At 65.1% G+C, this 21,362-nt stretch carries 23 protein-coding genes and 1 pseudogene; 11 read left to right on the top strand and 13 right to left on the bottom strand.

What is annotated here, in order from left to right; all coding sequences use genetic code 11:
- Positions 1-15: 15 nt before the first annotated feature.
- The 5 genes from smc to J7396_RS11820 form a co-directional block, all read right to left on the bottom strand.
- A complete protein-coding gene (smc, locus tag J7396_RS11840) occupies positions 16-3,519 on the bottom strand; it encodes a chromosome segregation protein SMC (RefSeq protein WP_014089857.1) in 3,504 nt (1,167 codons plus the stop codon).
- Positions 3,520-3,728: 209 nt separating this feature from the next.
- The gene (rplI, locus tag J7396_RS11835) at positions 3,729-4,178 is read right to left on the bottom strand and encodes a 50S ribosomal protein L9 (protein ID WP_003485864.1); all 450 of its coding nucleotides are present in this window, start codon (positions 4,176-4,178) and stop codon (positions 3,729-3,731) included.
- A 187-nt stretch (positions 4,179-4,365) separates the two neighbouring features.
- A complete protein-coding gene (rpsR, locus tag J7396_RS11830) occupies positions 4,366-4,596 on the bottom strand; it encodes a 30S ribosomal protein S18 (protein WP_002804494.1) in 231 nt (76 codons plus the stop codon).
- Between the two features lie 11 nt (positions 4,597-4,607).
- On the bottom strand, positions 4,608-5,039 hold the full coding sequence (gene rpsF, locus J7396_RS11825) for a 30S ribosomal protein S6 (RefSeq protein ID WP_003485869.1): 432 nt from the start codon (positions 5,037-5,039) through the stop codon (positions 4,608-4,610).
- Between the two features lie 406 nt (positions 5,040-5,445).
- Positions 5,446-5,784: an iron-sulfur cluster assembly accessory protein gene (locus tag J7396_RS11820; RefSeq protein WP_007966300.1), complete on the bottom strand. Its 339-nt coding sequence runs from the start codon at positions 5,782-5,784 to the stop codon at positions 5,446-5,448.
- A gap of 204 nt (positions 5,785-5,988) precedes the next feature.
- On the opposite strand from J7396_RS11820, the gene asnS reads away from it, so the two are divergent.
- From asnS to J7396_RS11795, 5 genes are read left to right on the top strand one after another with little or no spacing between them, the layout of a single operon-like run.
- Entirely contained in the window at positions 5,989-7,383 is a 1,395-nt protein-coding gene (asnS, locus tag J7396_RS11815; RefSeq protein ID WP_209261492.1) for an asparagine--tRNA ligase, read from the top strand.
- Entirely contained in the window at positions 7,384-7,641 is a 258-nt protein-coding gene (locus tag J7396_RS11810; protein WP_029819147.1) for a hypothetical protein, read from the top strand.
- The gene (locus J7396_RS11805) at positions 7,638-7,943 is read left to right on the top strand and encodes a hypothetical protein (RefSeq protein WP_008576283.1); all 306 of its coding nucleotides are present in this window, start codon (positions 7,638-7,640) and stop codon (positions 7,941-7,943) included. The genes J7396_RS11810 and J7396_RS11805 overlap by 4 nt, the downstream gene beginning before the upstream one ends.
- Positions 7,940-8,266 carry a hypothetical protein gene (locus J7396_RS11800; protein ID WP_008576284.1) on the top strand — a complete coding sequence of 109 codons (327 nt, stop codon included), beginning with the start codon at positions 7,940-7,942 and terminating at the stop codon, positions 8,264-8,266. The genes J7396_RS11805 and J7396_RS11800 overlap by 4 nt, the downstream gene beginning before the upstream one ends.
- A 1-nt stretch (position 8,267) precedes the next feature.
- Positions 8,268-8,903 (top strand): FMN-binding negative transcriptional regulator, encoded by a 636-nt coding sequence (locus J7396_RS11795; RefSeq protein WP_209261491.1) that lies wholly within the window; start codon positions 8,268-8,270, stop codon positions 8,901-8,903.
- A 336-nt stretch (positions 8,904-9,239) separates the two neighbouring features.
- On the opposite strand, the gene J7396_RS11790 is transcribed toward J7396_RS11795, so the two are convergent.
- From J7396_RS11790 to J7396_RS11780, 3 genes are all read right to left on the bottom strand, one after another.
- Positions 9,240-9,953 carry a response regulator transcription factor gene (locus J7396_RS11790; RefSeq protein WP_127167859.1) on the bottom strand — a complete coding sequence of 238 codons (714 nt, stop codon included), beginning with the start codon at positions 9,951-9,953 and terminating at the stop codon, positions 9,240-9,242.
- Between the two features lie 372 nt (positions 9,954-10,325).
- Positions 10,326-11,195 carry a hypothetical protein gene (locus tag J7396_RS11785; protein WP_039417640.1) on the bottom strand — a complete coding sequence of 290 codons (870 nt, stop codon included), beginning with the start codon at positions 11,193-11,195 and terminating at the stop codon, positions 10,326-10,328.
- A 168-nt stretch (positions 11,196-11,363) separates the two neighbouring features.
- Entirely contained in the window at positions 11,364-12,074 is a 711-nt protein-coding gene (locus J7396_RS11780) for a hypothetical protein (protein ID WP_029819143.1), read from the bottom strand.
- A 52-nt stretch (positions 12,075-12,126) separates the two neighbouring features.
- Here J7396_RS11780 and J7396_RS11775 point away from each other — a divergent pair.
- Positions 12,127-12,315: pseudogene (locus J7396_RS11775) on the top strand (hypothetical protein); the annotation flags it as partial.
- An 11-nt stretch (positions 12,316-12,326) separates the two neighbouring features.
- Here the strand turns inward: J7396_RS11775 and J7396_RS11770 are convergent.
- The 5 genes from J7396_RS11770 to J7396_RS11750 are packed head-to-tail and all read right to left on the bottom strand — an operon-like array spanning position 12,327 to position 14,886.
- Positions 12,327-12,800, bottom strand: coding sequence for a hypothetical protein (locus J7396_RS11770; RefSeq protein ID WP_008576299.1), 474 nt, complete (start codon positions 12,798-12,800; stop codon positions 12,327-12,329).
- Positions 12,801-13,061 (bottom strand): hypothetical protein, encoded by a 261-nt coding sequence (locus tag J7396_RS11765; RefSeq protein ID WP_008576302.1) that lies wholly within the window; start codon positions 13,059-13,061, stop codon positions 12,801-12,803.
- A gap of 46 nt (positions 13,062-13,107) precedes the next feature.
- The gene (locus tag J7396_RS11760; RefSeq protein ID WP_003485902.1) at positions 13,108-13,725 is read right to left on the bottom strand and encodes a DUF2589 domain-containing protein; all 618 of its coding nucleotides are present in this window, start codon (positions 13,723-13,725) and stop codon (positions 13,108-13,110) included.
- A 51-nt stretch (positions 13,726-13,776) separates the two neighbouring features.
- Positions 13,777-14,307: a DUF2589 domain-containing protein gene (locus J7396_RS11755; RefSeq protein WP_008576304.1), complete on the bottom strand. Its 531-nt coding sequence runs from the start codon at positions 14,305-14,307 to the stop codon at positions 13,777-13,779.
- A 42-nt stretch (positions 14,308-14,349) separates the two neighbouring features.
- Positions 14,350-14,886 carry an N-acetylmuramidase gene (locus J7396_RS11750; RefSeq protein WP_008576306.1) on the bottom strand — a complete coding sequence of 179 codons (537 nt, stop codon included), beginning with the start codon at positions 14,884-14,886 and terminating at the stop codon, positions 14,350-14,352.
- A gap of 155 nt (positions 14,887-15,041) precedes the next feature.
- On the opposite strand from J7396_RS11750, the gene can reads away from it, so the two are divergent.
- The 5 genes from can (at position 15,042) to J7396_RS11725 (ending at position 21,358) form a co-directional block, all read left to right on the top strand.
- Positions 15,042-15,704, top strand: a complete 663-nt coding sequence (gene can, locus J7396_RS11745; RefSeq protein ID WP_008576307.1) for a carbonate dehydratase — start codon at positions 15,042-15,044, stop codon at positions 15,702-15,704.
- An 86-nt stretch (positions 15,705-15,790) separates the two neighbouring features.
- Complete coding sequence (locus J7396_RS11740) at positions 15,791-16,321, top strand: 3-hydroxyanthranilate 3,4-dioxygenase (protein ID WP_209261490.1); 531 nt, start codon at positions 15,791-15,793, stop codon at positions 16,319-16,321.
- A 12-nt stretch (positions 16,322-16,333) separates the two neighbouring features.
- On the top strand, positions 16,334-18,514 hold the full coding sequence (locus tag J7396_RS11735) for an FUSC family protein (RefSeq protein WP_055026647.1): 2,181 nt from the start codon (positions 16,334-16,336) through the stop codon (positions 18,512-18,514).
- Positions 18,515-18,547: 33 nt separating this feature from the next.
- Positions 18,548-19,819, top strand: coding sequence for a kynureninase (kynU, locus tag J7396_RS11730; RefSeq protein WP_209261489.1), 1,272 nt, complete (start codon positions 18,548-18,550; stop codon positions 19,817-19,819).
- A gap of 171 nt (positions 19,820-19,990) precedes the next feature.
- Entirely contained in the window at positions 19,991-21,358 is a 1,368-nt protein-coding gene (locus tag J7396_RS11725) for an NAD(P)/FAD-dependent oxidoreductase (protein WP_209261488.1), read from the top strand.
- Positions 21,359-21,362: the final 4 nt, after the last annotated feature.

The raw sequence follows: 21,362 nt of genomic DNA, 5'->3' as shown, positions 1-21,362 counted from the left end.
AACAAGCATGGCACGTCATGCCGCACCCGCCAAACGTGCGGCCTCTTCCAAGTCCACGCTGACCAGACGGCTGACGCCCGGCTCGCGCATGGTCACGCCGGAGAGCTGGCGCGCGGCTTCCATCGTGGCCTTGTTGTGGCTGACGAACAGGAACTGCACCTTTTCGCTCATCTCGCGCACCATGTTGGCAAGACGGCCGACATTGGCTTCGTCCAGCGGCGCGTCCACTTCGTCGAGCAGGCAGAACGGCGCCGGGTTGAGCTGGAAGATCGCAAACACCAGCGCCACCGCAGTCATTGCCTTCTCGCCGCCGGAAAGCAGCGAAATGCTCGACACGCGCTTGCCCGGCGGGCGCGCCATGATGGTGACGCCGGTGTCGAGCAGGTCTTCGCCGGTGAGTTCCAGATACGCATGGCCGCCGCCGAACAGGCGCGGGTACAGCGCCTGCACGCCGGAGTTGACGCGGTCGAAGGTGTCCTTGAAGCGGCCGCGGGTCTCGCGATCGATCTTGCGAATGGCTTCTTCCAGCGTTTCCAGCGCGGTGTTGAGATCCAGGTTCTGCGCGTCCAGGTATTCGGAGCGTTGCGCGGCCTCGCCGTACTCCTGGATGGCGGCCAGGTTCACCGGCTCCAGGCGACGCATGCGCGCGTCGATCTGGCCAACGGCCGCTTCCCATTCGGCCACGTTGGCCGCCTCGGGCAACCCGTTGACCACGTCTTCCAGCACGAAGCCCGCCTTGACCACCGCCGCTTCCAGTTGCTCGGCGTTGAGCACCAGCGCCTGTTGATCGAGCTTGCGTTGCGAAATGCGCTCGCGCTGCGCCAGCGCTTGTTCGTCGCGTTGTTGGCGGGTCTGTTCGAAGCTGCGCAGCTCGCTGTCGATGCTGTCGAGCAGGGTGCGCGCTTCGCCCAGCGCGCGCTCGGTGCGCACGCGTTCGCTCAACGCGGCCTGATGTTCGTGTTCCAGTGTTTCCACCGGCGAATCGCCTTCGCTCAGCTGGGCGACCAGATCTTCCAGGCGCGTATCGAGCTGCCCGCGCTGGCTGTCCATGCGCTCCAGGGTCTGGCTCAGCGATGCGATCTGGGTGCGTTGCGACTCCAGCGTCAGCGCCAATGCATGCATCGCATCGCGCACGCCGCGCGCGGCATCGCGCGCCTGGTCGCGTGCATCGGTGAGTTGACGGCGTTCGCTTTCCAGCGCTTCGCGCGTGCCCTGCAGATCGCCCATCAGGGTGACTGCGTCTTCGAGTTTTGCGCGCGCCTCGCGGGCCTGCTCGCGGCTGGTGTCCAGCGTTTCCAGCAGTTGCGCCAATTCGGTTTCGATGCGCTCGATGCGCGTGCGCGCCGCGTCGACCTTGCCCTGCTGACTCTGCAATTGCCCGGCCAGTTCGGAAACGCTGCGGTGCGCCATGTACAGCTGGCGCTGCGCGTCTTCGCGCTGCTGCTCTGCCGCCAGCGATTGTTCGCGAAAGCTGGAGAGCTGATGCTCAAGCTCGGCTTCGCGCTCCTGCAAGGTTTCGATCTGCGTACGCAGTTCTTGAATCTCGCGCTCACGCAGCAACGCGCCCTGCTTGGCCGCGCCCGAGCGCGAGACGCGCACCCAACCCTCGCCCAGCCGCTCGCCAGTGCGGGTGATCACCGAATCGCCTTCGGGCAGGCTGCGTTGCAGCGTGCGCGCAGCGTCCAGATCCTCGGCGGTGTGCAGACGCGCAAGCAGGCGACGGATCGCGATCGGCCCCTGCACCTTGGCGGCCAGCGAGGTCGGCGCGAAGCTCGCATTGTCAGTGGCACTGGACACCAGCGCGATGCGGCCATCGCCCAACTCGCCCAGCGCGTCGACCAGTTGCTCCGGCGCCTCCACCAGCACGCCTTCGATCAACTGCCCCAAGGCGCCTTCGACCGCGTTTTCCCAGCCGCTCTCGACGCTGATGCGCTCGCCCACGCGCGCGGCCGAATCCAGTCCGCGCGACTTCAGCCACGCCACTGCGGCGCCCTGCTCCTGGCCAAGCGCGGCCTGTTGCAAGGTTTCCAGCGACGACAACCGACCACGCGCGGCCTGCGCCTGCTTGCGCACTTCGGCCAGTTCGCCCTGGCTGGCGCGTTGCTGTTCCTGCAGGCCGGCGAGCGCGTGCTTGCGCGCCTCGACCTGCTCGGTCAGGCCGTCCAGCGAGGTCTTCTGGGTTTCATGGCGCAGTTCGATCTGCTCGAACGCCTCGGCCAATGCGTCCAGGTCCAGCCCGGCACGCTCGTTGACCAGTGCTTCGCGGCGGCGGTCGGCTTCCAGTGCCTGGCGGTCCAGATAATCGACGCGCGTGCGCTCCACTTCACCGGCACGCGAGGCTTCGCCGGTGTCGCGGTTATGGGTTTCCCAGCGCTGCTGCCAGTCGGCCAGCCGCGCTTCGGCTTCGCGTAGCGACTCCTGGCGGAATTCGTGGTCTTCGCGCAGTTGCTCCAGTTGCGGTTCGGCGGCGGCGACCGCTTCGCGCAGCACGCTCAATTTGGCCGAGTCGCCGCTGATGTGCTGGGTCAATTCCTGCAGCTGGCTTTGCGCCTCATCGCGCGCCTTGTGCAAGCGATGCGAGAGTTCGCGTTGGTGCTGGATCTGCTGCTCGATACGCGCCAACGCGCCACCGACCTGGTACACGTCGGCTTGTGCCTTGGCCACCGCTTCGGCGGCTTCTTCGCGGCGCACGCGGCCGGTCTCGATGCGTGCTTCGGCATCGCGTTGCTCGGCAATCAATTGTTGCAGGCGTGTCTCTTCCTGATTCAACTTCTCGCGCAGGCCCTGCAACCGACCATCCAGACCGCGGTATTCCAGCGCCTTCCACTCGGCGTCCTTGATCCGGCGCTCTTCCTGCAGTGCCTGGTACTGCTCGGCCTGCCGCGCCTGGCGCTGCAGATGCGCCAGCTGCTTGGTGATTTCTTCGCGCAGGTCGCTCAGACGATCGAGGTTTTCGCGCGTATGCCGAATACGCGTCTCGGTTTCCTTGCGGCGCTCCTTGTACTTGGAAATGCCGGCGGCTTCTTCCAGATAGACGCGCAGGTCTTCCGGGCGCGCTTCGATGATCTGGCTGATCATGCCCTGCTCAATGATCGAGTAGCTGCGCGGCCCAAGGCCGGTGCCCAGGAACAGATCGGTGATGTCGCGGCGCCGGCACTTGGTGCCATTGAGGTAGTAGGCGCTATTGCCGTCGCGGCTGACCAGGCGCTTGACCGAGATCTCGTTGAACGAGGCGAACTCGCCACTGATGGTGTGGTCGGAGTTGTCGAAGATCAGCTCCACCGTCGCCTGCGATACCGGCTTGCGTGCCGAAGAGCCGGAAAAGATCACGTCGGTCAGCGAATCGCCACGCAGGCGGCTGGCCGAGCTTTCGCCCATCACCCAGCGCACCGCGTCGATGATGTTGGACTTGCCGCAACCATTGGGGCCGACGATGCCGGTCATGTTGGTGGGCAGGTGCAACGTGGTCGGGTCGACGAACGATTTGAAACCGGACAGCTTGATCGTGGACAGGCGCATGGGGGCTGGAGATTCCGGGCACCGCGCGGACGAGGCCGGCAGGTACTTTTCCTGTGAAGCCAGCGCCCAAGCCCTTGATCCATAAGATCCGCGGGCCGTGGAACCGGCAATGGGGCATGAGTATAACGGGCATGCCCGCACTGGCGGCGGCACCCCAAAAACGAAGGGCGCCTAACAAGGCGCCCTTCGGGTGACACATGTGGCCTGGATCAGGCGTCGGATTCGACGATGACCTTGACCGTGGTTTCCACATCTGCGTGCAGGTGCAGCACAACGTCGTATTCGCCGACATTGCGGAATGCGCCTTCGCCCAGGATCACTTCGCTCTTTTCCAGCGGCAGGCCGGCGGCGGTGAACGCCTCGGCGATGTCGCGCGGGCCAACCGAGCCGTACAGCTTGCCTTCGGTCGATGCATGCGCACCGATGGTGACGCTGGCGCCCTCGAACTTGGTGGCGCGGCTCTGTGCCTCGGCCAGGATGCTGTTGGCCTTGGCTTCGTACTCGGCGCGCTTGGTTTCGAACGCTTCAACGTTGGCAGCGGTAGCCGGCACGGCCTTGCCCTGCGGCACGAGGAAGTTGCGGCCGTAACCCGGCTTGACGCTGACCTTGTCGCCCAGGTTGCCCAGGTTGGTCACTTTCTGCAGAAGAATCAGATCCATGGTGTTACTCCGTTATTCGTTAGCGCCGGCATGTGGCGGGCGCAACGGGTGCTGTCCGAAAAGACGGGATTCGGGAATCGGGAGTCGGGAATCGTAAAAGCACGATTAACACCGCATCTCGAATGACCGGCCTCTATATTTTTAATTACCCGCACACGAATGTGCGGGCTCTTCCGAGGGACTCGGATTAAACGTCGTGGTTGTCCGTGTACGGGATCAGCGCTAGGAAACGTGCGCGCTTGACGGCCGTGGCCAACTGGCGCTGGTACTTGGACTTGGTACCGGTTACGCGGCTCGGCACGATCTTGCCGTTCTCGGTGAGGTACTGACGCAGGGTGTTGAGATCCTTGTAGTCGATCTCTTTGACGCCCTCGGCGGTGAACTTGCAGAACTTGCGACGACGGAAGAACTTGGACATGACAGCGCTCCTTAAGCGGCTTCGGCGTTGTCGCCGTCGTTATCGTTGGCGGCGGGCGCTTCGCCCTCTTCGTCGTCACGACGACGACGCTCGCTACGCTCGGGCTTGTCGCCCTTCTCGTCCTTGCTCTTCATGATCAGCGACTGCTCGGTGTCGGCGCCATCGCGCTTGACGACCAGGTGACGCAGCACCGCATCGTTGAAGCGGAAGCTTTCCACCAGCTCGCTCAGCACGGCCTGGTCGACTTCGATGTTGAGCAGCACGTAGTGCGCCTTCACCAGGTTCTGGATCGGGTAGGCCAGCTGACGACGGCCCCAGTCTTCCAGGCGGTGGATGGTGCCGTTACCGCCCTCGATCAGCGACTTGTAGCGCTCGATCATGGCCGGGACCTGCTCGCTCTGGTCCGGATGGACCAGGAACACGACTTCGTAATGACGACTCATGTTGTTTTACCTTTCGGATGTGGCCACGTGGGCCGGACAGCTCCCCGGTGGTCCGCGCAAGCGGCCGGTGGAGCAAGGGTTTCCGCCCGGAATCGGGCAGGAAGCAGGAAAGTATGGCAGATCAGATGCTTAGCCGCAACAGACCGGGCAAGGGTACTTTCAAAGCCCCTCTCCTGCCGGGGCTCCAAGGCGCGGTCTGCGCGCCACTGGCGCGCGTGGCTTGGAGCGCCCGCGCTGCAAGCGCGGGCTGGGGCGCAGAGCGGGGGTTGGGGTGAGGATACGGGGCAAAGCCACTCGTGTCGTTCAACCACGCGAAGCTTCGCCCGTCCCCTCATCCGACCCTTTTGGGGCAGCCTCTCCCGGTGGGAGAAGGAAACACTCCAGCGCCGCTTGGCTCAGGTCGCGCTCAGCGATGCTCGTCCGCGGTGGTGAAGCTCTCCCCGCAGCCGCATTCGGCCGTGGCGTTGGGATTGCTGAAGGTGAAGGTCTCGCTCAGGCCGTGCTTGCCGAAGTCGATGCAGGTGCCATCCACCAGCGGCAGGCTGGCGGGGTCGACGAAGATGCGTACCCCGCCCTGCTCGAAGACCGCGTCGTCGTCGCGCGCCTCGCGTGCCAGGTCGGTGACGTGGCCCCATCCGGAACAACCGGTCTTGGTCACGCCAAAGCGCAGACCCAACGCACCCGGGGTCTGCTGCACGAAACGCTGCACGCGCTCCAGCGCGGCGGGGGTGAGGCTGACGGCCATGAGGGCACTCCGAAACAGTGGTGGCAAGTATAGCGAGGCCGCAACAACCGGGCAGAACGCTGAGTGGCGGCGTCCGCAACAGATGGGGGCAGCCTGCGCCTGCGACAAGCGCCGCCGTCGGCACGCGGTTCAGATGCTCGCGCCGGCGCGGCCGCAGCCAGTAAACTCGCAGGCCATTCAAGGTCGCTACGGCGAGGAACAGTCATGACGGTGGTCAGCGTTGAACATGCGCTTGCGGGAAAGCTCCCGGAAGGCGGCGAAGTCACGGTACGGGGGTGGGTGCGCACCTTGCGCGGATCTGCCGGACTGGCCTTCATCAACGTGACCGACGGCTCGTGCTTCGCTCCGATCCAGGTGGTGGTCAACGACACGCTGCCCAATTTCGACGAGATCAAGCGGCTGACCAGCGGCTGCTCGCTGATCGCCAAGGGCGTACTCGTCAAGTCGCAGGGCAAGGGCCAGTCGTTCGAGATCCAGGCCAGCGGCGTGGAGATCGTCGGTTGGGTCGAAGACCCGTTGACGTACCCGATCCAGCCCAAGCCGATGACGCCGGAATTCCTGCGTGAAGTGGCGCATCTGCGCCCGCGCACCAACCTGTTCGGTGCGGTGACCCGCATCCGCAACTGCCTGGCGCAGGCGGTGCATCGCTTCTTCCATCAGAACGGCTTCAACTGGATCAGCACGCCGATCATCACCACCTCCGATGCCGAAGGTGCCGGGCAGATGTTCCGCGTCTCCACGCTGGACATGGTCAACCTGCCACGCGATGCCAGCGGCAATGTGGATTTCAGCCGCGATTTCTTCGGCAAGGAAACCTTCCTGACAGTGTCCGGCCAGCTCAACGTGGAGGCGTACTGCCTGGCGCTGAGCAAGGTCTACACCTTCGGCCCGACCTTCCGTGCCGAGAACAGCCACACCACGCGCCATCTGGCCGAGTTTTGGATGATCGAGCCGGAAATCGCCTTTGCCAATCTTGCCGAAGACGCACGCCTGGCCGAGCAGTTCCTCAAATACCTGTTCCGCGCGGTGCTCGATGAGCGTGGCGACGACCTGGCGTTCCTGGCCGAGCGCGTGGACAAGAACGCAATCACCAAGCTCGAAGCGTTCATCAATGCACCGTTCGAGCAGATCGACTACACCGAGGCGGTGAAGCTGCTGCAGAACTCCGGCAAGAAGTTCGATTTCCCGGTGGAATGGGGCCTGGACCTGCAGACCGAGCACGAGCGCTGGCTCACCGAAGAACACATCGGCCGCCCGGTGGTGGTGACCAATTACCCCGAGCACATCAAGGCGTTCTACATGCGCTTGAACGAAGACGGCAAGACCGTTGCGGCGATGGACGTGCTGGCGCCGGGCATCGGCGAAATCATCGGCGGCAGCCAGCGTGAAGAACGCCTGGACGTGCTCGACGCGCGCATGGCGCAGTTCGGCCTGGATAAGGAGCACTACAGCTGGTATCGCGATTTCCGTCGCTACGGCTCGGTGCCGCATGCCGGCTTCGGCCTGGGCTTCGAGCGGCTGGTGGTGTACGTATGCGGGTTGAGCAACATCCGCGACGCGATCCCCTACCCGCGTGCGCCAGGCAGCGCGGAGTTCTGAGTGAGCTTGCCGGCCGCCGTCCCCCTGCTGCAATCGCTGGCCTTCTGGCTGGCGGCGATCATGGCCGGGCTGACGGCGGTACGGAGCGTGTTGCTGGCGCGGCTGGCAGCGCGCCAACTGGAGCCGCAACGCTGGTGGCAGACCGACGCCGCGCGCGCCGCAACCCGGCATGCCACCGGTCCAATGCGTTGGTCCATCGCCGCGTTGGTTATCGGCGCGACACTCCCCAAACTCGCACTCCTGCTGGCGGCCACATGACCCTGTTCTTCGCACTGTGTTTTGTCGGTGTCGCCGTCGCCGGGTTGACCGCGCTGCTGATCTTCTGGCCGCTGACCCTGGTGCACATGCGCGACCGCCACCCGGAGGCATTGGCCAGCTTCGGCGACCCTGCCTTCATCAGCCCTGTGGCGTTGCGCTGGTTATTGGCGCGCCGTTACCGCAGCTACCGCGACACTGCGCTGTCCGGTCTGGCCACACCCGCCTGGCTCTCGCTGCTCACCATCTTTTTCGGCCTGGGCATGGCGGCCCTGCTCGGCCTGCTTTCCAAGGTAATGCAATGACCACTTACGAAGACACCCTGCAGGGCGCCCGCGACTCCTGGTGGCTGGCCACGATCGGCCGCACGCTGATCTGGGCGCGCCTGCGCGTCAACGAAGCCGGCACCGCCGAGGTACTGGACAGCGACGGCAAGACGCTGCCCTACGACAGCGAAGACAGCGCACGCGCAGCCTTGTTCGATGCCGAATTCGTGGCACTGGAAGGGCTGGACGAGGAAGACGCGCTCATCCGCGGCTTTTCGCTGCATGAAGTCTCGCCGCCCCAAGGTAACGACGATGCCGAGCTGCGTGCGCGCATGGTCGTGAACATGGGCGGCCGCGCCTGACATGTACGCCCCGCGCGCATTTGCGCAGACCGATCTGGCCTTGCTGGACTGGCTGTTCGCGCGCGATGCGTTCGTCACCCTGATCAGCCAGGACGAGGACAGGCAGCCGGCGATCTCGCACCTGCCGGTGCTGTATCAGCGCGATGGCCAGGATGTCGTGATCGAAGGCCATTGGGCACGCCCCAATCCGCAGGCGCGCACTGCTGGCGACGCGGTCATGGTGTTGCAGGGCCCGCATGCCTATGTCTCGCCCACCTGGTACCTGGACAAGGACGCAGCTGCGCGTGTGCCCACCTGGAACTACGCCGTTGCGCACCTGCATGGACGCTGCAACCAGGTGAGCGATGAAGACGCGCTGGGCAGTCTGATTGCGCGCATGAGCGCGCACTTCGAGCAACGCGTGGGCAGCGATTGGCAGTTCGAAATGGAGCGCGACAGTCATCGCCGGCAATTGCGCGGCCTGGTCGGCTTCCGCTTCGTTCCAAGCCGCATCGAGCTCACCTTCAAGCTGAGCCAGAACCACCCGGCCGGCAATCAACGCAGTGTCGCCCAGTTCCTGACGCAGCAAGCCGACCAAGACGCGCACGCCATCGCGGCATTGATGCAGGCGGCGCTGGATGTCGATACGACGCGCTGAGGCGGCCGCTTCGTACCCCGAACGGCTAGTCACCAAACGGCTGGGGCGCGTCGGCCACACTGCGGCCGACGCCTGCATCGGCCCGCGCACAGGTCATTGCAGGTGTCTCCCACTTCGTAAGGAATTGCCCTTCGCGACGCTCATGGCATGAGCAGTAGTTTGCCGGTGCGGTCATGTTCGAGCATTCGCTCCAGCCGTTGAATCGACTCCAGATTGCCGCCTCGCGCGCCGGCAACGGCACCATTGCCGGCCTTGGACAGCGCGCCAGCCAGATCGGCGCTTTTGGCGCTCAGAAATGTGCCGACGCCGATGTACCGCAGTGCATGCCGACACGCCTCAGCCGGCACGGCGCATGTGCTGCGCTACGCAGCCATCGGATGACTCACTGTTATCGTCGATTGCCGCTTCAAGCGGAGAAAGGCCCTGGGCGATCGCATAACGGGTCAGCTGAGCGATGCTTTGGATATTGAGCTTCAACATGCAGTTTTCGCGATGCGTCCCCACCGTTTTCACGCTCAGGTGCAAGCGGTTGGCGATCTGCCTGGTAGACAGGCCTTCCGAATAGAGCTGCACGATTTCGCGCTCGCGTGAGGTGAGTCGGGTGTAGGCAGAATCGGCCTTGGCGGCTCGACGCAGCCCGGCGATCAGCGAACGCGACATCTGCGGGCTGATATAGGTCTGATCCTGGATGACGCATTGAATCGCCCGCAGCAATTCGGCAAAACGGCTGGTGCGCGCCAGATATGCTTTGGCGCCAGCTTCGAAGACTGCGCTGGCCTGGGTACAGGCATCGGACGGAGCGATACAGATTGCCCGGCTGTTGGGGCTGCGCTGCATCAAGCGCCGCGTCAGATCGATACCATTGAGGCCGGGTAGGAGCACATCCACCAGAACGATATCAGGCCGCTCTCTGGCGGCGATCTGAAGACATGCCAGCCCGTCTTCTGCATGGCCTACCACTTCGATACCGGGAACCTTTTGCAGCAAAGCGACCATCCCTTCCACAAGGATGGTGCGATCGGCAGCGACGACGATACGTGTCTTCATCATACCCTCTGGTGCACGAATGGGGACCGCGCTGTGCAGCGGCTTGCACGCGGCGCGCTGCAGCGAATCGGCAGATGCTCGGCAGGAGCACTTGAGCGAGCTTGTCACACGCTTATCTCCGGGCCATCGGTCTTGAACTGATTTGGCGAGCATCAGATGCTGGTATCGACAGCGCCGCTAATGTCGCTGAGGCGCCGTGTCGGGTGCGCCTGCCTGAAGCGTGTTACGCAATTTGCGCCGACGCCGAAGCGAGCTATGCCGCACGATGCGAACGCGCGCTGCCACCTGATGCCCGGCAGGCCGTGCCAAACCGCACTCTACGGACGGGCAAAGAAGGGCGCACGCGCGTGTTGAGCGCATTTCATGCGCGAACGATCAGGACTCGTCTGACATCATCTGCCTGGCAAGGCCGGTCAGTTGCTGGCGCACCTGATCCAGGCGCGGGTCGGCCTGCATCTCACGCTGCAGGTCCAACAGACCCGCGGCAAGTTCGCCACGGGCGCGGATGCTTTCGGATTCGGCAGACGCCCGCTGCGACTGGATCGCGGCAGCGGCTTGTTGGCCGGAATCGCCGCGCACGACCGTTTCCATGACCTCGACCATGCGTTGCAGCAGGCGATACACCGCGCTTGCCGAGAAGCCGCCCATCATCGCCAATGCGGGCTTTCCGAACGCGCCCAGGCTGCTGTCAGCAAAAAGATTCTCCGGCAGCAACTCCACCAGGATCAGGCCAGCGATGAGACCGAGGATCATGCGCGCGGCATAGGAGGAATCGAAGCGCGGATCGTATGTTGCGTCGGCAACGTAACGATGGGCTTGGAACAACGCGGAGAACGCCGCACCGAGTCCGGCACAGGCCAGGATGAACATCACGTTCCAGCCCAGCGTGCTCCCCGAGGAAGCGAGGAAGCCCAGCGTGATGTTGTGCTCGTTCACCAGGCTGGACATTGCCAGACCGACCACTGAGGCCAGGCAACCGACCGAGGTCAAGGTCAAGGTGCGGATCAACGGAATCGGCCCCAGCCAGCGCAACCAGCCACCGCGCAGGCGCTCGCGCTCGATCAGCACCACCGCCTGCGGCGTTGCCGGCTGGATCGCACGCACCAGCTGTCGGTGCAGACCGGCCAATTCGCGCGCGCCGGATTCGCCGTGCAAGGAGGCGCCAGGCATCACGCGCAGCTCTGCCAGCCGGCCAGGCAGATCGGGAGACATCGCCAGACCTTGCTTCAGTGCGTAGGACACCATCGCCCGGCATTCGAGCTCCAGTTGTTCGAGCACGCTGGAAAATGCCGGCCCGCCGAAATCCGCCGGCGGGACCGGCTGGGCCACTGCACGTCGTCGTAGGCCGGCGCGCCGACTGGCTCGCTTCCACATAAATGACGTCCTTACTGGCAGCCACGCGGCTACGACACCTCAAGGCATCCGCTCGAACAGCGCCGTCTCTCGCTGTCCCTTCAACAGCAATGCAAGCTCGGCACTGCCATCTGCACGAACCTGCAGACTGGCCTGGGCATCGCTGAGCTGACGGCAATAGCCTCTATCGTTGGCCACGACCCAGGCATTCAACGCACCTGCTGCACGCCCGGCATAGCGCAATTCCACCTGGCAATCCCGTGGAGCACCGTAACGCAGGCGACCGAGCACGTCGCCGGGACGGATCGTGGTCGCCACGATCTCCAGCTGGGCGGAGATCAGCCCCGCCCCACGCCAGCGCCCGGCTTCGGCCAATCCAGCACTGCTCTGACTCAGGGCAACGACCAACGGCGAGGCGCCGCCAGACAAGGTGAGCTGCATCCCGTGCGCCCCACCCTCTGCGATCTGGAGTTGGGCAACCCCGCCGGTCAGCGCCTCGCAGAACTTGCCGCCATTGCGCGACAGCAACGCATACCCGTCCGGCTGCGCGCGCAACTCGAGCGCGCAATTGTAGGGAGGCCCGAATCGCAGATCCGCCACCTGGGTGCCCTCGCCTCCAGCCGCGCGCGCACTCAGACGGACGTAGACCGGACCGGTACTGCCGCTGGCGGACAGGATGCCGCGCCAGTCACCAGCCGGAATCCCGCCCGCCGGAGCTGCCTGCGCTGCAGTCAGCGATACACACAAGGCAAGTGCCGAGGTGATGCGCAAAATGTGATGTCGATAGCGATGTTGACCAGCCATGAAAAAGCTCCGATAAGAAATTGGAAAGCATGGAGAGATCGATCACGCTGCCGCTCAGCACACCGAACGCAGCGATGACCAGAACAACAAGCAGGCAGATGACGAAGCTGGAGCGCAGCTTGCGCCGGGACTGCCGACAGAGATCCGCATGCAAGGTGGCCACATCGGTTCCCAGCCGCTCGGCGAGCGCCCGGGCATCGGCATCCGACAGCAGCAGCCTCACCGCAGCGCTCCTGGATCGGATAGTGGCACGTCCATGAACGGGTGCAGCGTCCACTCCTTCAACGCGACACCATCGAACCAAAGCACGCCACGCGGACGCTCGGCTCCTTGATAGCTGATCTTCAGCGTATGCCCAGGCGTGCGGCCATCTGGCGGCGCAAGACGCAATGCCAACCCGGGCGCACCGTCGGCCTGCGTGACCGGCTCGATCTGCACTTGCAGCGTCAACGAAAACTCGCTGATTTGCTGCAGCCGCAGCGCACGCAATTGGCACACAGGAATGGAGAACAGGGTTGCCGTTTCGGCCTGCGCCGTTTGCTCTGCATCCATGCACTGCACCCACAGGTCGCATGCGGCCGCCGCGGCATTTACGACTGCAGCGTGCCGCTGGCGGCACCGCTGTTGCGCGCGTCGGACGGCCTGGTCGAGCAGCTCCACGAAGGTGTCGAGGCAATAGCTCGCACGTGCCATCTATGCCTCCGTCAGCCAGACCGGCTTGCGCTTGAACCCGACGTGGTAGCACAGCCATTGCAGCACGACCTGGTGCTCGCCCAACTGCAGGATATTGAAGCTCTTCTCGATTCCGAGAATTGCCCCCCTGGGCGCTTCGCTGAGGCAGCGATTGAGCAACTGCTGCGCGGCTTCGACCTGCTCGGCAGTCTGCATTTTTGCCGGGTTGTCGCTGCCGACGACGATGCGCTTGATGAAACTGACTTCTGAAAAATCCATCATCGGCAACGACTCGGGTTAGGGAAAAGTACGGGACGCACCAGCGACGTTACGGCACCGGCACAGGTGCGGTGACTTTGCGAGGGGCCGCAGCGGTCTGCAGGATGTCGAGCACACGCGACAGGCCTTCGGGCGTGCCGCGATCTTCGGCGTGCAGCGCGACGTGATACTTGGCCGAGTTATCCGAAGAGCGGGTATTTTCCTTGTGGCTGGACACGGAGCCCTGCACGTTGACCTTGGCTTTGAAGACACCCCAGCCGACGCTGGCTTCCAGATCCACCTTGAGGCTCTTGTCTTCGGCTTCCTTTTCCGAGAACGAGGATTTGACTTCCATATCGAAGGTGACGTCCACGGTCTGAATGCTCAGGTTGGGGACGTTGACGAGGGTCAACAGCGGTACAACGATCTCCACTTCCTCCTCTGCCATGCCGGTACCGCTAGGGTCTTCGACCGGGCGCTTGAATTTGAACTGCGCGGTGCGCGTGCCGCCGTTCCCGTTGGGATCGGCAGGGTCGGTCGGCGGCAGAAAGCCGATGACCTTGATGAAGTCGGCGGTGGCCCGTGCCAGCATGACCTGCGCATCGCAGGCTGCACGCAACGGGGCGCCGATCAGGTCTGCCATCGGCAGGCCCTTGAACTGGTCGGACATGTTGACGATATCGCTCATGATGTTCTCCTGAAGAACGGTTGTTTAAGAAGAAAGCGATGACGGCGGGCGTTACTCTCCCTTGACCGTCTTGAACACACCTTGCGACTGCGCAAGGCGATTGATGAGACGTGCCACGCCCTCGGTCGGCTCGCTGCCTTCCACGCGCAACACGACGTGCACCGCACTGTTTCGTGCATTTTTTGCGTTGGAGCCGAGATCGATGCCGATCTGGCCTGGCAGCGCCGGCGGCTTGGGATGCCAGTCCTCGACGACGGATGCAACCGCCAACGCATCCGGCACGCCTGCTTCGTCCAGCTCGCTGAGTTCACCGAGCTGTGCATCGAAACTGATCTCTACATCCTTGATCCGCAGGACGTTGGACGACACCAGCGGCAACAGCGGTGCCCGATACAGGTCTTCGTCGTTCTCACCCGCTTCCGGGTGCTGCGACGGCAAGCGGATCAGGACGCTTCTAGGACGGTTGTCTTCGTCGAAGAACGCACCCAGGTTGGCCATCTGGTGTTGCTCGATCCGGTCCTGGGCGTCGATGACCGCGCCAGCCAGTGCTTCGATCAGATCATTGAGGGATATCTGCGCCATGTCGGGCTCGTCGGTAGGAAGTGTCGCTGGGCCGCTGCCGGCTCAGACCGAGTCGGGAAAGGAATCCACGCGCGCCAGCCAGCCCTTGAGAAACTTGCCAAGCGCCGGTCGCGCTGCGACGAGCCTGTGGTAATAGTCCCTGCGGCCGGCCTTGTAGCGTGCATACAGGTCTTGCTGGTTGCTGGATGCCAGCGCCGCGAAGGTGGCCGGCCCCATGCGGCCATCAGCGACCAACTTGCCGCCGGTCTGGCTGTTGAGCACGGTCTGCAGCAGTTTGATGGCGTTGTTGCCGGCGTTGACGTAGAAGTCGAACACGATGTTGGCTAACGGCTGCAGCGCGATCTGATCGGCGCGCAGCCGGTCCCAGTACTGCGCCTTGTAGATGACCCCAGCCTGGGCGTCGGTCAACGCACGCAGGTTCGCCAGACTTGGCTCGATGCCCAGCAGGTTCTGCGCGCAGGCCTTGAAGGTCGACAGGGTGATGCCCTTGTTGGTCGCTCCGCCCGGATCGACGGGATCGTTGACGAAACCGCCTTCGTGTTTGAGCAAGGTCGGAAAGAACGCGTTGAAGTCGGCCATCGGCGCCACCTGTGGAGTTGATCGGTGGCGCCAGTTTCCCCAGGGGTGCACTGGCCGGACATCGGTCGTTCGCCGAGACCGTTAAGCCTGAAAGCTGATTCATCCTGGGCGCTCATAGAAGCCGCCACGACCACGTTTTCTGGAATACTGCACGCATGAACGAGCTTAACCACTTGCTTGAAAACAACCGCGCCTGGTCCGAGCGTATCCGCCGCGAGGATCCGGAATTCTTTTCCAAGCTCTCGACCCAGCAGACGCCGGAATATCTGTGGATCGGCTGCTCCGATTCGCGCGTGCCGGCCAACCAGATCATCGACATGGCGCCGGGCGAAGTCTTCGTCCACCGGAATATCGCCAATGTGGTCGTGCATACCGATCTGAATTGCCTGTCGGTGATCCAGTTCGCGGTGGATGTGCTCAAGGTCAAGCATGTGCTGGTGGTCGGCCATTACGGCTGCGGCGGCGTGTTCGCCAGCCTGACCCAGAAGCGCATGGGCCTGGTCGACAACTGGATCCGCCACGTCACCGACGTGGCCGACAAGCACGAAGCCTGCCTGCACAACGCCGGCGAGCTGTCGGTGCAGCACGCACGCCTGTGCGAGCTCAACGTGCTCGAACAAGTGGTCAACGTGTGCCGCACCACCATCGTGCACGATGCCTGGGAGCGCGGCCAGCAATTGAGCGTGCATGGCTGGGTATACAGCCTGCGCGATGGCCGCGCGCACGACCTGGGCATGTCGATCGACCGCCCCGAGTTGCTGCAGGAACGCTATGACGCAGCGCTGGCGCGGATCCAGGCCGATCGCGCCGAGCGCTGAGCCGCACGCACACGTGGCCGGCCGCAGCGTCCATGGGACATAGGCGGCCGGCTGAGCCGGATACCTTACTTTGCCGAGGAACGTCGATGCTGATCCCGCCGATCAACCTGCACGCCTGGATCGAGGAACACCGCCATCTGCTCAAACCGCCGGTGGGCAACAAGTGCATCCAGCAGGATGGCTTCATCATCATGGTGGTCGGCGGGCCGAACGCGCGCACCGACTATCACTACGACGAAGGCCCGGAGTGGTTCTTCCAGCTCGAAGGCGAAATGGTGCTGAAGGTGCAGGACGAGGGCGTGGCGCGCGACATTCCGATCCGTGCCGGCGAAGTCTTTCTGCTGCCGCCCAAGGTGCCGCACTCGCCGCAACGCGTGGCCGGCTCGATCGGCCTGGTGATCGAACGCGAGCGCCTGCCCAACGAGCAGGACGGCCTGCAATGGTATTGCCCGCAGTGCAATCACAAGTTGTATGAAGCGATGTTTCCGCTGAAGAACATCGAAACCGACTTCCCGCCGGTGTTCGATCGCTTCTACCGTTCGCTGGCGCTGCGCACCTGTTCGCAGTGCGGGCATCTGCATCCTGCGCCCGAGCGCTATGCCACGGTCGAGGACTGACAGCGCGATGGCATGCGGCTGCGCGCAGCAGGTTTGCCGCTCGCATGCTCTGAAACCGGCACCATGCTGCGCGCACTGATCGACCTCAAACCGCGCGACGTGCCCCTGCGCGTCGCGCTGCGCAACACCGCTGCAGTCGTCCTGCCGCTGGCGATCGGCGTGGCGACCGGGCAGGTTGCCGCCGGCCTGGCGGTGTGCAGCGGCGCGCTCAATACCATGTTTTCCGACCAGCCCGGGCCGTATCGCGCGCGTCTGCAACGCATGTTGATGGCAGCCCTGGCGGCCGGCCTGGCTGCCTTGCTCGGCATCTGGGTCGGCCACAATACGCCGGCGCTGGTGCTGGCCGGCCTGTTGCTCGGCCTGGGCGGCGGCTTGCTGGTGGCGCTCGGACCGGTGGCCGCGCGGGTGGGCCTGACCAGCATGATCCTGCTGGTCGTCAGCGCAGACATGCGGCTGCCGGTGCAGCAGGCGCCCGGTGTGGCGGCGCTGATCTTCGCTGGCGGACTGCTGCAGGTGGTGCTGGCGTTGGCGGCGTGGCCGCTGCAGCGTTATCGCCCGGAACGCTTTGCATTGGCAGACCTGATGCGCCAGCTGGCCGGCATCGCGCGGCAGCGCCCGGACGCCAGTGCGGCGCCGCCGGCGACGCAGGAAGTACTCGACGCGATGGTGATGCTGCACGGCGAGCATCGCTCGCGCGCGATCGCGGTGCAGAGCTTTCGCATCATCGCCGAGCTGTGCGATCGGGTGCGGCTGGAGCTGCTGTCGTTGGCCGATGCCGAGACGCGCCTGACCGACTCGCAGGCGCGCCCGGCGATCGAACGCGTGCTCGAACGCAGCGCCATCGTGCTGGAACAGCTCGCGCACGCGATGACCATGGGTGAAGACCCGCAGGCCGCCAATGCCTCGATGACCGGGTTCGACGATCTGGTCGGTGCATTGGCACAGTTTCAGCACGACAACGCCGACACGCGCGAACGCCGCCTGGTGCGTGTCGCCGTCGCGCGCGCGCAAGGCCTGGGCGGCCAGCTGCGCGCGCTGATCCGCAACGCGCACTGGGCCAGCAGCCGTGGCGAAATCCAGGCGCAACTGGCCGAAGCGCGGCTGCCGTCGGCGTTGCGCCCGGCCGCGACCTGGGCCACGTTGCGCGCGAATCTGGACCTGTCGTCGGTCGCCTTCCGGCACGCGTTGCGTTGCGGCGTGTGCCTGGCGCTGGCCATCGCCTTCCAGCGCTGGCAGCAGATTCCGCACGGCTTCTGGATTCCGATGACCACCGCCATCGTGCTCAAGCCCGATTTCGGCGGCACCTTCAGCTTTGGCGCGTTGCGCGTGGCCGGCACCTTCGTCGGACTATTGCTTGCCACCTTGCTCGCGCACCTGGCCATGGACGGCGCCAGCGTCCGCATGGCCCTGCTGGCGCTGTTTTGCCTCGGGTTTCGCTTGCTGACACAGGTGAACTACGGCATCGGCGTGGCGTTTTTGACCGGCATGCTGGTGCTGCTGCTGTCCTTCGAAGGCGTTGCACCGGGCGAAGCGGTCGGCGCGCGCCTGCAGGCGACAGTGGCCGGCAGCGCGCTGGCGCTGGTCGCCTATGCGTTGTGGCCCACGCGCGAACGCCGGCAGATTCGCGCCTCGCTGGCGCACTTGCTCAGCGCATATCGCGACCATCTCCGCCATGTGCTGCTCGGCCAGATGGAGGGTCTGAGCGATACGCGTGCCGCCGCGCGTGTTGCCCGCACCAATGCGCAGGCCTCGATCGAGCGTCTTCGCGGCGAACCGCGCAGCCGCCGCAACCTGCAGGAGCTCAAGCTGGCCGAATCGCTGCTGGCCAATGGCAACCGGCTGATCCGCGCCAGCTTGTTGCTGGAAGCGGCGCTGCGCGATGGCCATCCGTTGCCCACGCTGGACGCGCTGCCCATCTTCGCGCGGCAGGCCGATGAGGCGCTGTCCGCGGTGATCGACTGCCTGCGCACTGGCGGTATTCCTGCCGCGACCACCTTGCGCAACGCCGAGCGCCAGCTTTCCGATGCGCTGGCCGCATTGCCCGACAGTTCCCCAACCACCGCCGCGCTGGCCGACACCATCGACCGCGTCACCGACAGCATCGGCACGCTCACCCACCTGCTGCGCCCTGCCCGACCGGCCTCGGCCGATGCGCCGGCCGTGCATGACGGCGTGCACGATGCGGGCAGGTAAACTGCCGCCCTGATCCGTGTTGCGAGCCCGACGATGACCGACCTGCTGTCCCGCGCCCATGCTGCTGCCCTGGATGCCGCCGACTCGCTGCGCGGCCTGCGCGATGCCTTCGTGTTCCCGCAGCACGGCGATGACGATCAGACCTATTTCGTCGGCAATTCGCTCGGCCTGCAGCCGCGTGCGGCACGTGCGATGGTGGACGAGGTGCTCGACCGGTGGGGCGCGCTGGCGGTGGAAGGTCACTTCACCGGCCCGACCCAATGGCTGACCTACCACCAACTCGTGCGCGACGGGCTGGCGCGCGTGGTCGGCGCGCAACCCGGCGAAGTGGTGGCGATGAACACCCTCAGCGTCAATCTGCATCTGATGATGGCCAGCTTCTACCGTCCCACTGCCGAGCGCGGCGCGATCCTGATCGAGGCCGGCGCATTTCCATCCGACCGCCACGCGGTGGAATCGCAGCTGCGCCTGCACGGGTTGGACCCGGCCAGGCATCTGATCGAAGTGGACGCCGACGAACCCAACGGCACCGTGTCGATGACGGCCATTGCCGAAGCCATCGCGCAGCATGGCCCGCGCCTGGCCTTGGTGCTGTGGCCGGGCATCCAGTACCGCACCGGGCAGGCCTTCGACCTGGCCGAGATCGTGCGGCTGGCGCGCGCGCAGGGCGCGGCGGTGGGTTTCGATCTGGCGCACGCGGTGGGCAATCTCCCGCTGACCCTGCACGACGACGGCGTGGATTTCGCGGTGTGGTGCCACTACAAATATCTCAACGCCGGCCCCGGCGCGGTGGGCGGTTGCTTCGTGCACGCGCGGCATGCAAATAGCGACCTGCCGCGCATGGCCGGCTGGTGGGGACATGAGCAGCAGACCCGCTTCCGCATGGACCCGCAGTTCGTGCCCTCGCCCGGCGCCGAAGGCTGGCAGCTGAGCAATCCGCCGGTGCTGGCGCTGGCACCGCTGCGCGCGTCGCTGGCGTTGTTCGACCAGGCCGGCATGGCTGCGTTGCGCGCCAAATCCGAACAGCTCACCGGGCATCTGGAGCAATTGATCCACGCGCGGGTGCCGCAGGCACTACAGATCGTCACCCCGGCCGAACCTGCACGACGCGGCTGCCAGCTGTCGCTGCGGGTGGCCGGCGGACGCGCACGGGGCCGCGCGCTGTTCGAGCATCTGCACGCGGCCGGCGTGCTCGGCGACTGGCGCGAACCGGACGTGATCCGTATTGCGCCGGTGCCGCTGTACAACCGCTTCAGCGATCTGCATACCTTCGTCGAGCAGGTGGAAGCCTGGGCGGCTGCTTGAGCGCGGCAGTCTGACTGCAGTGCCACCAAAGCACTTGTACGGCACGCGGAATCGCCGCGCGCCCACGTACACTCCCAGCCCGCCCGGCGTTGCTGCCGGGGCCACCGTCGTTGCCAGTCGCTGTCTTCCCCTTTTCGCCGGCGCTGCGTCCGGCTGCTGCCGGACATTGCATTGAGCCCAGTTTCTCCGCGTTCCCTGACCCTGATCGGCGCCGGTCTGGCCGGTTGCCTGCTGGCCATCCTGCTGTCGCGTCGCGGCTGGCAGGTCACCGTATACGAACGGCGTGGCGACCCGCGCATCAAGGGCTACGAGTCCGGCCGCTCGATCAACCTGGCGCTGGCCGAGCGCGGCCGGCATGCGCTGCGCCAGGCCGGCGCCGAAGATGCGGTGATGGCCAAGGCGGTGATGATGCGTGGCCGCATGGTGCACCCAATCATCGGCCAACCGCAGCTGCAGCGCTACGGGCGCGACGACAGCGAGGTGATCTGGTCGATCCACCGCGCCGCGCTGAATGTCGCCCTGCTCGACCTCGCCGAAGAGGCCGGCGCGCGCGTGCATTTCTACCGCCGCCTGCATACCGTGGACTTCGACGCCGGCTATGCGCGCTTCATCGACGACCGCGACGACCAGCCGCACGAGATCCACTTTCAGAGCTTGATCGGCAGCGATGGCGCCGGCTCGGCCTTGCGCGCGGCGATGCAGCGCAAATCGCCACTGGGCGAACGCACCGAATTCCTCGATCACTCGTACAAGGAGCTGGAAATTCCGCCGCAGCCGAGCGGCGGATTCCGGATCGAAGGCAACGCGCTGCATCTCTGGCCGCGCGGGCGCTACATGTGCATTGCGCTGCCAAACGATGGCGGTACGTTCACCGTCACCCTGTTCTTGCCCAACGCCGGCGAGCCGAGCTTTGCCACCACGCGCACCGGCGATGAGGCACTGGCCTTGTTCGCACGCGATTTCCCGGACGCATTGCCGCTGATTCCGCAGCTCAGGGAGCATTGGGAAGAGCATCCGCCCGGACTGCTCGGCACGCTGACCCTGGATCGCTGGCATCTGGATGGCCGCGCATTGCTGATCGGCGACGCCGCCCATGCGATGGTGCCATTCCACGGGCAGGGCATGAATTGCGCATTCGAAGATTGCGTGGCGTTGGCAGATCAGCTGGACGCGCACGACGACCTCGCCAGCGCGTTCGCGGCCTTCGAGGCTGCGCGTCGCGACGATGCGGCCGCCATCCAACAGATGGCGCTGGAGAACTACCTGGAAATGCGCGACCGCGTCGACGACCCCGACTTCCTGCTGCAGCGCGAGCTCGAACAGAAATTGCAGGCGCGCTGGCCCACCCGCTTCGTGCCGCACTACACCATGGTGACGTTCCTGCGCACGCGCTATTCGATTGCGCTGGCGCGCAGCGAGATCCAGCGCCAGATCCTGGTGGAGGCCACGCGGGGACACCGCGATCTGTCGCGCATCGACTGGGCTGCCTTGGAAGCGGTTGTGCACGCACGCCTGGAGCCGCTGGACGGCGCGCATTGACCTC

The sequence above is a fragment of the Xanthomonas sp. A1809 genome, from assembly GCF_017746015.1.
Lineage (GTDB): Bacteria > Pseudomonadota > Gammaproteobacteria > Xanthomonadales > Xanthomonadaceae > Xanthomonas > Xanthomonas euvesicatoria.
This window is presented reverse-complemented; position numbering and strand designations above follow the sequence as displayed.